This window comes from Citrobacter sp. CK195 (assembly GCF_030333365.1).
Lineage (GTDB): Bacteria > Pseudomonadota > Gammaproteobacteria > Enterobacterales > Enterobacteriaceae > Citrobacter_B > Citrobacter_B koseri.
In genome coordinates, this window is sequence record NZ_JAOWGB010000022.1 from 209,763 (window position 1) to 222,710 (window position 12,948).

A 12,948-nucleotide genomic window follows, 5' to 3' on the forward strand; every position below is an offset into this window, starting at 1 on the left:
TAAGACGCGGCTGCGTCGCCATCAGGCATCTCACCAGCGCCTTATCCGGCCTACATGGCAGGTGACACTAAAAAGTGACTACACGTCCAGCAGCAGACGCGTCGGATCTTCCAGCAGCTCTTTAATGGCGACCAGGAAGCCCACTGATTCACGACCATCGATCAGACGGTGATCGTAAGACAGCGCCAGGTACATCATCGGCAGGATCTCAACCTTGCCATCCACCGCCATCGGACGATCTTTGATCGCATGCATGCCGAGGATTGCGCTCTGCGGCGGGTTGATGATCGGGGTAGACATCAGCGAGCCGAACACGCCACCGTTGGTGATGGTGAAGTTACCGCCGGTCAGATCGTCCACCGTCAGCTTACCGTCACGCCCTTTCACGGCCAGTTCTTTGATTTTCTTCTCGATATCCGCCATGCCGAGGGTATCGACATCACGCAGTACCGGCGTTACCAGACCACGCGGCGTGGAAACCGCCATGCTGACGTCGAAGTAGTTGTGATACACCACGTCGTCGCCATCAATGGAAGCGTTCACTTCCGGGTAGCGTTTCAGCGCTTCAACCACCGCTTTCACGTAGAAGGACATGAAGCCCAGACGAATGCCGTGACGTTTTTCAAACGCGTCGCCGTACTGCTTACGCAGATCCATGATTGGCTTCATGTTGACTTCGTTGAACGTGGTCAGCATCGCGGTGGAGTTTTTCGCTTCCAGCAGACGCTCGGCTACGCGCTTGCGCAGACGGGTCATCGGGACGCGTTTTTCACTGCGAGCGCCAAGCGCAGGCTGTGCGGCAGGCGCGGCTTCCGGCGCTTTGGCTTCCGCTTTCGCCGGTGCCTTCGCCAGATGTTTTTCCACATCTTCGCGCGTGATGCGACCGCCTACGCCCGTGCCTTTGATGGCGCTGGCGTCGAGATTGTGTTCACCCAACAGACGGCGGATCGCCGGGCTGAGGGCATCGTTGTTCTGCTCGGATAGCGACGCCTGCTGGCGCTGCGCCGGCGTAGACGCTTTCTCTTCGGATTTGGCGCTGGTCTCTTTACCGGAGCTGTTGCCTTCACGCAGGCGACCCAGGATCTGGCGAGACGTTACCGTCGTACCTTCATCTTCCAGAACCGCATCCAGAATGCCGTCAGCCGATGCCGGTACTTCCAGTACCACTTTGTCAGTTTCGATTTCTACCAGCACTTCATCACGCTGGACACTATCGCCCGGTTTTTTGTGCCAGGTCGCAACGGTTGCGTCCGCTACGGACTCAGGCAGGTCGGGAACAAGAATATCTACGCTACTCATTATTTATCCTTTAATTAATCGACGTTCAGCGCGTCATTAACCAGATCTTGTTGCTGTTTCTGGTGAACGGACAGATACCCTACCGCCGGGGAGGCGGAGGCCGGGCGACCTGCGTAACGCAGAGCAGACCCAAATGGAATCACTTCACGGAAATGATGCTGACTACAGTACCATGCGCCCTGGTTGAGCGGCTCTTCCTGGCACCAGACAAAATCATGTACGTGGGCGTACGGTTTCAGCGCTTCCTGAACCGCTTTGTGCGGGAACGGGTAGAGCTGTTCAATGCGCACAATGGCGACATCTTTCTGATCGTTTTTACGACGTTGTTCCAGCAGGTCGTAATAAACCTTACCAGAACACATCACCACGCGCTTCACGCCTTGCGGATCGAGCTCATCAACCTCGCCAATCGCTGGCTGGAAGGCGCCGTTGGCCAGTTCGTCCAGGCTGGAGACCGCCAGCGGATGACGCAGCAGCGACTTCGGCGACATAACAACCAGCGGGCGGCGCATACCGCGCAGCGCCTGACGACGCAGCATGTGGTAAACCTGCGCCGGGGTGGACGGGACGCAAACCTGCATGTTCTGCTCAGCGCAAAGTTGCAGATAACGTTCCAGACGCGCGGAGGAGTGCTCCGGCCCCTGCCCTTCGTAGCCGTGCGGCAGCAGCATCACCAGGCCACACATCCGCCCCCATTTCTGCTCGCCGGAGGAGATGAACTGATCGATCACCACCTGCGCGCCGTTGGCGAAGTCGCCGAACTGCGCTTCCCAAATGGTCAGGGTGCGCGGTTCAGCGGTGGCATAACCGTATTCGAACGCCAGCACCGCTTCTTCAGACAGGACGGAGTCCCAGACGCGGAAGGTGCCCTGACCGTTATGAATGTGCTGCAACGGCGTATACGTGGAACCATTTGCCTGGTTATGAATCACCGCATGACGGTGGAAGAAGGTGCCGCGACCGGAATCCTCGCCGGACAGACGCACCGGAATCCCCTCATCAACCAGCGTGGCGTAGGCCAGCGTTTCCGCGCCGCCCCAGTCGAACAGCTTCTCGCCAGCAGCCATCGACTGACGATCGCCGTAAATTTTGGCGACGCGCGACTGCATTTCTACCGCTTCCGGCACCGTGCTGATGCGTTTAGCCAGTTCCTGCAAACGCTTCATTTCCACCTTGTTCGGGTAGCTCTCATCCCATTCATGGTTGAGGTACGGCGACCAGGTGAAGGAGTGCATGTTCATCGGACGCCACTCTTTCACCACGCATTCGCCTGCATCCAGCGCATCGCGGTAGAGGTTGACCATTTCAGTGGCGTCTTCCAGCGTAGCGACCTTGTCCGCTTCCAGCTTGTCGGCGTAGAGTTTACGCGGCGTCGGATGCTTTTTGATTTTCTGGTACATCAGCGGCTGGGTTGCGCTCGGCTCGTCGGCTTCGTTATGGCCGTGACGGCGGTAGCACACCAGATCGATGAAGACATCGCGTTTAAAGGTGTTACGGAAGTCCAGCGCCAGACGGGTAACGAAAGCCACCGCTTCCGGGTCATCCGCGTTAACGTGGAAAATCGGCGCCTGAACCATCTTGCCGATGTCGGTGCAGTATGGGGTGGAACGCGCATCCAGCGGGTTGGAGGTGGTAAAGCCCACCTGGTTGTTGATGACGATACGCACCGTACCGCCCACTTCGTAACCACGCGCCTTGGACATGTTCAGGGTTTCCTGAACCACGCCCTGGCCCGTCACTGCGGCATCACCGTGAATGGTGATTGGCAGCACTTTATTGCTGCTCGGCTCATCCAGACGATCCAGACGGGCGCGCACGGAACCGATCACCACCGGGCTGACGATTTCCAGGTGCGACGGGTTAAACGCCAGCGCCAGGTGAACCAGACCGCCTTCGGTTTCGATATCAGACGAGAAGCCCATGTGGTACTTCACGTCGCCGGTGCCGAGGTGTTCTTTATGTTTGCCCGCAAATTCGTCGAACAGATCCTGCGGTTTTTTACCCAGCACGTTGACCAGCACGTTCAGACGGCCACGGTGCGCCATACCCAGCACCACTTCGCGGGTGCCGCTGTTGCCCGCATGGCGGATCATCTCTTTGAGCATCGGGATTAACGCATCGCCGCCTTCCAGCGAGAAGCGTTTCGCCCCCGGGAATTTCGCCCCCAGATAACGCTCCAGCCCTTCGGCGGCGGTCAGTTCGTTGAGGAAGCGTTTTTTCTCTTCCGCGCTGAAGGCGGCGCGGCCGGATTCGATACGCTGCTGAATCCAGCGTTTCTCTTCGGTGCTGGTGATGTGCATATACTCGGCGCCAATCGGGCCGCAGTATGTTTGTTTGAGCGCGGAAATAAGTTCGCCCAGCTTCATCGTCTCTTTGCCAATCGCAAAAGAACCTACGTTAAAGCTTTCCTGGAAATCGGCCTCTGTCAGATCGTGGAAAGAGGGGTCCAGATCCGCCACGTTTTCTTGTTCCCACAGTCCCAGCGGATCGAGATTCGCATGCTGGTGACCACGGAAACGATAAGCGTTGATAAGTTGCAGGACTTTGACCTGCTTCGTATTGGTGTCAGGGTCGGAAATCGAAGAAGAGTAACGTGAGGCATCCTTCGCCAGACGACGGAAATAATCACGCGTTTTTGAATGGAATTGATCCGGTTTGACTCCGGTGCCAGGTAACTGCTGGAACGTCGAACGCCAGTTAGCGTCTACCGAGTCAGGATCGGTTAAGAAGTCTTCATAGAGCTGTTCTATCCAGCTCTGGTTTGCGCCAGAGAGGTAAGAAGAGTCCAACCAGGCTTTCAAAGCGCTGTTCTGCATCGTGATCCCTTAAGCATTCTGTATGCTTACTTCGCCGTGGATACTACCACGCACATTGCTGTGCGTGCCGGGGTTCACTTGCGAGCTCTTCTCTGTGTAGCGGCTCGCGAAGGAACCTTTAGAAACTGTCTAACCATCAGGGCAGTTTTTAAAGGTTTCCTGCATTTCAAACCGGTGGTGGCCCCGTAGACCTGATAAGCGTAGCGCCATCGGGCAATATATGCCGGATGGCGACGCCAACGCCTTATCCGGCCTACGGGACTGTCATTTACTGCGCTTACCGGCGTTATTATTTACGCACTGCGTTGCAACAACATCGACTTAATATGGCCGATGGCGCGCGTCGGGTTCAGCCCCTTAGGACATACACTGACGCAGTTCATGATGCTATGACAGCGGAATACGCTGAATGCATCGCTAAGGCCTTCCAGGCGGCTGTCGGTCTCGGTATCACGGCTATCGATCAGGAAACGATACGCCGCTAACAGGCCTGCCGGGCCGATAAACTTATCCGGGTTCCACCAGAACGACGGGCACGACGTTGAACAGCACGCACAAAGAATACACTCATACAGCCCATCGAGTTTTTCACGCTGCTCGGGCATCTGTAAATGCTCACGAGCGGGTGGATTTTGCCCATTATTCAATAAGTAAGGCTTAATCTTCTCATATTGTGCGTAGAATTGCCCCATGTCTACCACCAAATCGCGGATAACCGGTAAACCAGGCAGCGGACGGATAACAATCTTCTTACCCGGCTGGTGTAGCGCCGAAACCGGCGTAATACACGCCAGGCCGTTTTTGCCGTTCATGTTCAGGCCATCTGAACCGCACACGCCTTCACGGCATGAGCGACGGAAAGAGAGGCTGGGATCTTTCTCTTTCAGCTGCATCAGCGCATCCAGCAGCATCATGTCACGCCCTTCTTCGCCTTCCAGGGTGTAATCCTGCATGCGCGGAGCGTCATCAACATCCGGGTTATAGCGATAAATCGAAAACTCGAGTTTCATTTTCCTGTCTCCGCATTAGTAAGTACGAATCTTCGGCGGGAATGCCGGGCGCAGTTTCGGTTCCATATTGACGCTACGACGCGTCATGGATTCCGTCTCTGGCAGATACAGGGAATGGCACAGCCAGTTTTCATCATCGCGATCCGGGAAGTCGAAGCGGCTATGCGCGCCACGGCTTTCGGTACGGAAGTTGGCGGATACCGCAGTTGCGTAAGCCGTTTCCATCAGGTTGTCCAGCTCCAGACACTCGACGCGCTGGGTGTTGAACTCGCTGGAGGTGTCATCCAGACGGGCGTTTTTCAGACGCTCGCGGATCACCTTCAGTTGCTCAAGCCCTTTCGCCATCGCGTCGCCTTCACGGAATACCGAGAAGTTGTGCTGCATACATTCCTGCAACGCTTTACGGATAACCACCGGATCTTCGCCGTCACGGTTGTTGTTCCAGCGGTTGAGACGTTCCAGAGAGGCCTCAATGTCAGACTCGCTGGCGTCACGCAGCGCGCCCTGCTCGGCGATGGACTCCTGCAAATGCAGACCGGCCGCACGTCCGAAGACCACCAGGTCAAGCAGCGAGTTGCCACCCAGACGGTTAGCGCCGTGTACGGATACGCAGGCGATCTCACCCACCGCGAACAGGCCAGGAATCACCACGTCTTCGCCCTGCTCGTTCACAGTCAGCGCCTGACCGGTCACTTTGGTCGGGATACCGCCCATCATGTAGTGACAGGTTGGGATAACCGGGATCGGCTCTTTAACCGGGTCAACGTGCGCAAAGGTACGGGACAATTCGAGGATACCCGGCAGACGGGATTCGAGCACTTCTTTACCCAAATGGTCGAGCTTCAGTTTCGCGTGCGGCCCCCACGGGCCGTCGCAGCCGCGACCTTCACGGATTTCGATCATAATAGAACGCGCGACCACGTCACGACCGGCCAGGTCCTTCGCGTTCGGGGCATAGCGCTCCATAAAGCGCTCGCCATGTTTATTCAGCAGATAACCGCCTTCACCACGGCAGCCTTCCGTCACCAGCACGCCCGCGCCCGCAATGCCGGTCGGGTGGAACTGCCACATTTCCATATCCTGCACCGGAACACCGGCACGCAGCGCCATACCCACGCCGTCGCCGGTGTTGATATGAGCGTTAGTGGTGGACTGGTAAATACGGCCTGCGCCGCCGGTCGCCAGCACGGTTGCGCGCGCTTTGAAGTAGACCACTTCGCCGGTTTCGATACACAGCGCGGTACACCCCACTACCGCGCCATCCTGGTTTTTCACCAGATCCAGCGCATACCATTCAGAAAAAATGGTGGTGTGGTTTTTCAGGTTCTGCTGGTACAGCGTGTGCAACAGCGCGTGACCGGTACGGTCAGCCGCCGCTGCGGTACGCGCCGCCTGTTCGCCGCCGAAGTTTTTCGACTGGCCGCCGAACGGACGCTGATAGATACGGCCATCGTCAAGACGGGAGAAAGGCAGCCCCATGTGTTCCAGTTCCAGAATCGCTTCCGGGCCGGTTTTGCACATATATTCAATCGCGTCCTGGTCGCCGATGTAGTCCGATCCTTTTACGGTATCGTACATGTGCCATTCCCAGTTATCTTCATGGGTATTACCGAGCGCCACGGTGATGCCACCTTGTGCGGATACGGTATGGGAACGGGTTGGGAAGACTTTGGAGAGCAGCGCACAGGTCTGGCCGCTCTGGGAAATTTGCAGCGCCGCGCGCATACCTGCGCCGCCTGCGCCAATAACAACAGCATCAAATTCTCTGACTGGCAGTTTCATTACACACCCCACACCACAACAAATCCATAAATGACGTAAACCACCAGCGCAACAACGATTGCCAGCTGTAGCACAAGGCGCAGAGCCAGAGGTTTAACGTAGTCGGTCAACACCTGCCACATGCCAATCCAGGCATGAATCAAGATGGAGAAAAGTGCCAGCAGGGTGAAGACTTTGGTGAATGCCGATGAGAAGAAACCGCTCCAGACATCAAAGGTCAGCTCGCCGCTTATTGCGAAAAAGCCCACCATATAAACGATGTAGAGGGTCAGAACGATAGCGGTAGCACGGACCAGGATGAAGTCATGTACGCCATTGCGTCCTAATGCGGAGGCGTTGCTTACCATACGAGGACTCCTGCGAGAAGTGAAAGCACGACAGTGATAACAAAAGAGATTTTGGCTGAGCGTTTACCCGCTTCGAATGTTTCTTCCAGATAGCCAAAATCCATCATCATGTGACGAATACCGACCACGACGTGATACGCCAGCGCGGTGAGGATGCCCCACATAATAAATTTAACAAAGAAGCTCCCCATGATGGCGGATGCCTGCTGGAATCCTTCAGGGGAAGAGAGGCTGGTGCCCAATAACCACAACAGAATCCCGACCGCCACGAAGGTGATCACTCCAGAAACGCGATGGAGAATGGACGCTATCGCCGTGATTGGGAACCGGATCGTTGTCAGATCCAGATTGACAGGTCTTTGTTTTTTCACATTTCTTATCATGAATAACGCCCACATGCTGTTCTTATTATTCCCTTTGGACTTCGGGTACAGAGGGTGAATCTACCTGTAGCCAGAAAGACGACGGGATTTCCTTCCTCCGGTCTGCTTGCGGGTCAGACAGCGTCCTTTCTATAACTGCGCGTCATGTAAAACACTGCTTCCAGTTGCTAAAACGACACGTTACAACGCTGGGTGGCTCGGGATTGCAGGGTATTCCGGAGACCTGGCGGCAGTATAGGACGTTCACAAAATCATTACAATTAACCTACATATAGTTTGTCGGGTTTTATCCCGAACAGTGACATAGGTCACGATAACAACATTTATTTAATTTTTAATCATCTGATTTGACAAACATTAAACAAAGTTGTTACAAACAACACCAGAAAAGGCATATAATGCGCAAAAGTTATGGGGTCACTCTTTCACCTGCTAATAAGTTATGTAACAGTGTGGCGGTATTGACCAATTTATTCAGGACAGTTATTAGTGATAGTCAGGTTTAATAATTCGGATTGCTAAGTTGTTGATTTGTTGCTAATTCGCCATAAGTTAACTGTTTTTACCTGCAAGCGCCCATTGCTCTGTACCCTGGTTTTCTCCTCTTTCGCAGAGCGGCGAGCCAAATAACAAACTGGTAACGGTTGATTTATGTAACGAAGCAAATCTCACTGAGTAGTCTTAAGCAATAAGGCGCTAAGGAGACCGTAAATGGCTGATACAAAAGCAAAACTCACCCTAAATGGTGACTCTGCTATTGAACTGGATGTGCTAAAGGGCACACTCGGTCAAGACGTTATTGATATTCGTAGTCTCGGCTCAAAGGGGATGTTCACTTTTGATCCAGGTTTCACCTCTACCGCATCCTGCGAATCCAAAATCACCTTCATCGACGGCGACGAAGGCATTCTGTTACATCGCGGCTTCCCGATTGACCAACTGGCTACCGAGTCTAACTATCTGGAAGTATGTTACATCCTGCTGTACGGCGAGAAACCGACCCAGGCAGAGTACGACGAGTTCAAAACCACCGTCACACGCCATACTATGATCCATGAGCAGATTACCCGTCTGTTCCACGGTTTTCGCCGCGACTCGCATCCGATGGCCGTTATGTGCGGCGTCACCGGCGCGCTGGCTGCGTTCTACCACGACTCGATGGATGTGAATAATCCGCGTCATCGTGAAATCGCCGCGTTCCGCCTGCTGTCCAAAATGCCGACAATGGCGGCAATGTGTTACAAGTATTCTATCGGTCAACCGTTCGTCTACCCGCGCAACGACCTCTCCTATTCCGGCAACTTCCTGAACATGATGTTCTCCACACCGTGCGAAAACTATGAAGTTAACCCAGTGCTGGAACGCGCAATGGATCGCATTCTGATTCTTCACGCCGATCACGAACAGAACGCATCGACGTCAACCGTCCGTACCGCAGGCTCCTCCGGCGCGAACCCGTTCGCCTGCATCGCGGCGGGCATTGCCTCCCTGTGGGGACCGGCGCATGGCGGCGCGAACGAAGCGGCGCTGAAAATGCTGGTAGAAATCAGCTCTGTTAAACACATCCCGGAATTTATTCGCCGGGCAAAAGACAAGAATGATTCTTTCCGCCTGATGGGCTTCGGTCACCGTGTTTACAAAAACTATGACCCGCGCGCTACCGTCATGCGTGAAACCTGCCACGAAGTTCTGAAAGAGCTGGGCACCAAAGATGACCTGCTGGAAGTCGCGATGGAGCTGGAACACATCGCGCTGAACGACCCGTACTTTATCGAGAAGAAACTCTACCCGAACGTAGACTTCTACTCCGGCATCATTCTGAAAGCGATGGGCATTCCGTCCTCCATGTTCACCGTGATCTTCGCGATGGCGCGTACCGTGGGCTGGATTGCACACTGGAACGAAATGCACAGCGAAGGCATGAAAATCGCCCGTCCACGTCAGCTGTACACCGGCTACGAAAAGCGCGATTTCAAGTCTGATATTAAGCGTTAATCTGTAAACGCCGGATCTTATCCGGCCTACGATGATTCACTTTTGTAGGCCGGATAAGACATTTATGCCGCCATCAGGCAAATAACAGCAAACCCCACCTTTTCTTGACCCCCGTTATGTTATTCTCATCACGCTTTCCCTATGATTTATTGAGATTTCACGAGAGTTAACACAGGGAGCACAGGATGCCGGTTTTGCAGTGGGGTTTGTTGTTCCTGCTATCACTCCTTCTTTCGCTGGCTTTTCTCTGCATCCACCTTCCGGCGGCGCTGCTGCTCGGCCCGATGATTGCCGGTATCGCATTCAGTCTGAAAGGCATTACGCTGCAACTCCCCCGCTCCACTTTTCTCGCAGCGCAGGCCATTCTCGGCTGCATGATTGCGCAAAACCTTACTGGTTCGATTCTCACCACGCTGGCGGTGAACTGGCCGGTGGTGTTAGCCATTCTGCTGGTGACGCTGCTCTCCAGCGCGGTGGTCGGCTGGCTGCTGGTGCGCTACAGCTCACTGCCAGGCAATACCGGCGCATGGGGTTCCTCCCCCGGCGGCGCGGCGGCAATGGTGGCGATGGCGCAGGACTACGGCGCGGATATCCGCCTGGTGGCGTTTATGCAGTACCTGCGGGTACTGTTTGTCGCAGGCGCCGCCGTGCTGGTCACGCGGCTGATCCTCGGCGACAGCGCAGAAGCGGTCAGCCAGCAGATTGAGTGGTTCCCGCCGCTGAGCGGCAATCTGTGGAGCACGCTGCTGCTGGCTGCGGTTGCAGGCTTCGCCGGGCGCATATTGCGCATTCCTTCCGGTACTATGCTGGCGCCGATGATCGTCGGCGCATGGCTTCATGCAGGCGGCATGATCGTGATTGAACTGCCGGAATGGCTGCTGGCGATTGCGTATATGGCCATTGGCTGGCGCATCGGATTAGGGTTCGACAGGCAGGTCTTTTTTATGGCGCTGCGTCCGCTGCCGCAGATTCTGGCCTCCATCTTTGCCCTGATGGCGATTTGCGCGGCGATGGCCTGGGGACTCGCCCACTACATGCAGATTGATTTTATCACCGCCTGGCTTGCCACCAGCCCCGGCGGGCTGGATACCGTGGCGGTGATCGCCGCCGGTAGCAACGCCGACATGGCGCTGATTATGGCGATGCAAACCCTGCGGCTGTTCAGCATTTTGTTGACCGGGCCTGCGGTTGCCCGTTTTATTTCAACCTATGCGCCGAAACAGCCGCAGGCATAAAAATGTTTAATTTAAATTATATTTAAACCCAACCCTGATCTGGTATTCATTTTTGGTGTCATCGCCATCTTTATATTCATCCAGATAACCTAATTCAAAGAAGGGATAAAAACGCGGCGTTGCATGGAAGTTAAAAACAAAATTATGTTGCAGCGTATGGTTTTTACCATTCGCATATTCAAATTTATCACCATGCGTTTTACTGTAATATGTCGGATTATATTGCACCCAAAAATCTGGCGTAAAATATTTGGTCAGATAAATATCAACGCGATGTTCCGAAGAGTCATCCCAGTCACCCTGTAGCGTCTGGCTGTCGTGATTTTGATGATTATAGCGATAGCGTAAAACGGCACCCAGCGTTGGGTCAAAGTGATAACCAATGCCGAGGTAAGGATCGATACGCGAACCGGCGGACTCCCAATGAAAGACAACCCCAGGTTCAAGCCAGAAGTCGCTCTCGCCCAGCGGGAACGGCTTGTTAAACTCCGCTTCTTCGTAACTGCTTTTCCACTGCTCCATATTCTTACCGAGATCGGAGTCCGTCTCAAAACTCCAGTACATTCGGGCGAAAATACTGTTCGGGTCCTGCACCACGCCTGTCAGCATCAGTCGTTGTAAAAAACGCTCGCTGGCCGTGCGATATTGTGTGCGTGGCGCAAAATAAACCGTCGTAAACGGTTTTTCTTTTGCCTGTGGCGCCGTCGTTGAATGACTGCTATTGTCCGCAAAAACGCTGGCGGAAGGCATGACCAGTGCAGCCGCTAATAGGGCTGTATTCATATTCTTACTTTGCATTATATTTTCCTTGCAGAAACAGAGATAAAATCTCCCCCTGCTAACTAAATAGCATTATTATTCAACAGGAGGAGTGGGATATTACCAGTAACTATTCCAGCATGACGTTGCGCGGGTAATGGCCTCCATCAGGAAATAATCACCCCAGGCACAGCATTCATTCACGCCGACGTTACCTTTAAAATAATAAACAGAATGTTTTAATAATCCTTCGCCTTCTTTGTGCTCCAGATTGAGATAGCCGTCGAGCATCCGCTCAATCATTCGCAATGCCAGCGCCTCATAACTTTCGCGATCGGGATGAGTCGCCGGAAGCTGTTTTACCAGCTCCAGCAAGGCGCAGGCGAGAATCGCGCTGGCAGAACTGTCTCTTTCGCTGTTGGGATCGGTCAGCGCCAGATCCCAGTAACAGACCAGGTCTTCCGGCAAACGGTTAATAAAATAGTTTGCCAGCGTCTGGCTCAATTCCAGCAGTTTCTCATCCCCGGTATAGAGGTAGTTCAGCAGAAAACCATACACGCCCCATGCCTGCCCACGCGACCAGCAGGAATCGTCGGAGAACCCCTGATGGGTATTGCCAAAGCGTGGCTCACCGGTGTGAACATCCATATAGTACGTGTGAAACGTCGAGCCGTCCTCGCGCACAATATAGCGTCGCGCCTGCTCAATATGGCTTTTCGCCGCCTGGGCATAGCGCGGGTCGCCCGTTGTCGCGCTGGCCTGATACAACAACGGCAAATTCATATTGCAGTCAATGATCATCCTCCCCTGCTGTTCCGGGTTATCCAACTCGCCCCACGCCTGAATAATGCCGCACTTGTCGTGATAGCGCTCCATCAACACTTCTGCCGCCTGTTGGGCGATATATATTGCCTCCCGGTTATCGGTCAATTTGCTGGCAGCCACGCAGGAAAGGCTGTACAGAAACCCGAGGTCGTGGTGGTTAGTGTGGTCGCGCTTTGCGATACGTTCGCCAAAGGAGCGGACATGCTGCCCGGCTAACGCGCGATATGCGGCATTCCCTGTCCACTCCCATGCCAGCCACAGTTGCCCGGTCCAGAAACTGGTCGTCCACTCCTGATTATCGATAATCGGATAGATACCGTTTTTACATGCCGCGTCGGGAAAACGCTGGCCGAAATAAGCGCTGTTACGATCAACAGCCTTTAAAATCACCGGCAACGCATGACGAATTTTCTGCGCGATAGCAGCACGCTCGCCGCGCTGTAGCGCAACAGGGACAATCGTTTCTTTACGGATAGTTGCAGACATAATTCTCTCGT

The 12,948-nt window shown here is 54.4% G+C and carries 11 protein-coding genes; 3 read left to right on the forward strand and 8 right to left on the reverse strand.

All coding sequences use genetic code 11. The features are described 5' to 3' along the window. Window positions 1-78: 78 nt before the first annotated feature. The 6 genes from odhB to sdhC all read right to left on the reverse strand — a co-directional run bounded on the left by odhB (window position 79) and on the right by sdhC (window position 7,652). Window positions 79-1,299: a 2-oxoglutarate dehydrogenase complex dihydrolipoyllysine-residue succinyltransferase gene (gene odhB / locus OGX93_RS05940; RefSeq protein ID WP_047458082.1), complete on the reverse strand. Its 1,221-nt coding sequence runs from the start codon at window positions 1,297-1,299 to the stop codon at window positions 79-81. Window positions 1,300-1,313: 14 nt separating this feature from the next. After that, a complete protein-coding gene (gene sucA, locus OGX93_RS05945) occupies window positions 1,314-4,115 on the reverse strand; it encodes a 2-oxoglutarate dehydrogenase E1 component (RefSeq protein ID WP_012133275.1) in 2,802 nt (933 codons plus the stop codon). 293 nt (window positions 4,116-4,408) lie between these two features. Continuing rightward, window positions 4,409-5,125, reverse strand: a complete 717-nt coding sequence (gene sdhB, locus OGX93_RS05950) for a succinate dehydrogenase iron-sulfur subunit SdhB (protein WP_049011591.1) — start codon at window positions 5,123-5,125, stop codon at window positions 4,409-4,411. A 15-nt stretch (window positions 5,126-5,140) separates the two neighbouring features. Then, the gene (gene sdhA, locus OGX93_RS05955) at window positions 5,141-6,907 is read right to left on the reverse strand and encodes a succinate dehydrogenase flavoprotein subunit (protein WP_012133277.1); all 1,767 of its coding nucleotides are present in this window, start codon (window positions 6,905-6,907) and stop codon (window positions 5,141-5,143) included. Next, window positions 6,907-7,254, reverse strand: a complete 348-nt coding sequence (gene sdhD, locus OGX93_RS05960; protein ID WP_012133278.1) for a succinate dehydrogenase membrane anchor subunit — start codon at window positions 7,252-7,254, stop codon at window positions 6,907-6,909. The genes sdhA and sdhD overlap by 1 nt, the downstream gene beginning before the upstream one ends. After that, window positions 7,248-7,652: a succinate dehydrogenase cytochrome b556 subunit gene (gene sdhC, locus OGX93_RS05965; protein ID WP_047458089.1), complete on the reverse strand. Its 405-nt coding sequence runs from the start codon at window positions 7,650-7,652 to the stop codon at window positions 7,248-7,250. Before sdhC ends, sdhD begins: the two co-directional genes overlap by 7 nt. Before the next feature lie 383 nt (window positions 7,653-8,035). Between sdhC and OGX93_RS22330 the strand changes: the two genes are divergently transcribed. The 3 genes from OGX93_RS22330 to OGX93_RS05975 all read left to right on the forward strand — a co-directional run bounded on the left by OGX93_RS22330 (window position 8,036) and on the right by OGX93_RS05975 (window position 10,867). Then, window positions 8,036-8,143 (forward strand): hypothetical protein, encoded by a 108-nt coding sequence (locus tag OGX93_RS22330; protein ID WP_418222314.1) that lies wholly within the window; start codon window positions 8,036-8,038, stop codon window positions 8,141-8,143. A gap of 205 nt (window positions 8,144-8,348) precedes the next feature. Further along, window positions 8,349-9,632, forward strand: coding sequence for a citrate synthase (locus tag OGX93_RS05970; protein ID WP_012133280.1), 1,284 nt, complete (start codon window positions 8,349-8,351; stop codon window positions 9,630-9,632). A 185-nt stretch (window positions 9,633-9,817) separates the two neighbouring features. Continuing rightward, window positions 9,818-10,867 carry an AbrB family transcriptional regulator gene (locus tag OGX93_RS05975; RefSeq protein ID WP_012133286.1) on the forward strand — a complete coding sequence of 350 codons (1,050 nt, stop codon included), beginning with the start codon at window positions 9,818-9,820 and terminating at the stop codon, window positions 10,865-10,867. Window positions 10,868-10,873: 6 nt separating this feature from the next. Here the strand turns inward: OGX93_RS05975 and OGX93_RS05980 are convergent, their stop codons facing one another. Together OGX93_RS05980 and OGX93_RS05985 are read right to left on the reverse strand one after the other, a co-directional pair. Continuing rightward, entirely contained in the window at window positions 10,874-11,665 is a 792-nt protein-coding gene (locus OGX93_RS05980; RefSeq protein ID WP_047458101.1) for an oligogalacturonate-specific porin KdgM family protein, read from the reverse strand. 81 nt (window positions 11,666-11,746) lie between these two features. After that, window positions 11,747-12,937, reverse strand: coding sequence for a glycoside hydrolase family 88 protein (locus OGX93_RS05985; RefSeq protein ID WP_047458103.1), 1,191 nt, complete (start codon window positions 12,935-12,937; stop codon window positions 11,747-11,749). Window positions 12,938-12,948: the final 11 nt, after the last annotated feature.

Excerpts from the sequence above, each read along its gene's own strand:
- odhB (WP_047458082.1), bottom strand. The coding sequence starts at position 1,299 with ATGAGTAGCGTAGATATTCTTGTTCCCGACCTGCCTGAGTCCGTAGCG.
- sucA (WP_012133275.1), bottom strand. The coding sequence starts at position 4,115 with ATGCAGAACAGCGCTTTGAAAGCCTGGTTGGACTCTTCTTACCTCTCT.
- sdhB (WP_049011591.1), bottom strand. The coding sequence starts at position 5,125 with ATGAAACTCGAGTTTTCGATTTATCGCTATAACCCGGATGTTGATGAC.
- sdhA (WP_012133277.1), bottom strand. The coding sequence starts at position 6,907 with ATGAAACTGCCAGTCAGAGAATTTGATGCTGTTGTTATTGGCGCAGGC.
- sdhD (WP_012133278.1), bottom strand. The coding sequence starts at position 7,254 with ATGGTAAGCAACGCCTCCGCATTAGGACGCAATGGCGTACATGACTTC.
- sdhC (WP_047458089.1), bottom strand. The coding sequence starts at position 7,652 with ATGTGGGCGTTATTCATGATAAGAAATGTGAAAAAACAAAGACCTGTC.
- OGX93_RS22330 (WP_418222314.1), top strand. The coding sequence starts at position 8,036 with ATGCGCAAAAGTTATGGGGTCACTCTTTCACCTGCTAATAAGTTATGT.
- OGX93_RS05970 (WP_012133280.1), top strand. The coding sequence starts at position 8,349 with ATGGCTGATACAAAAGCAAAACTCACCCTAAATGGTGACTCTGCTATT.
- OGX93_RS05975 (WP_012133286.1), top strand. The coding sequence starts at position 9,818 with ATGCCGGTTTTGCAGTGGGGTTTGTTGTTCCTGCTATCACTCCTTCTT.
- OGX93_RS05980 (WP_047458101.1), bottom strand. The coding sequence starts at position 11,665 with ATGCAAAGTAAGAATATGAATACAGCCCTATTAGCGGCTGCACTGGTC.
- OGX93_RS05985 (WP_047458103.1), bottom strand. The coding sequence starts at position 12,937 with ATGTCTGCAACTATCCGTAAAGAAACGATTGTCCCTGTTGCGCTACAG.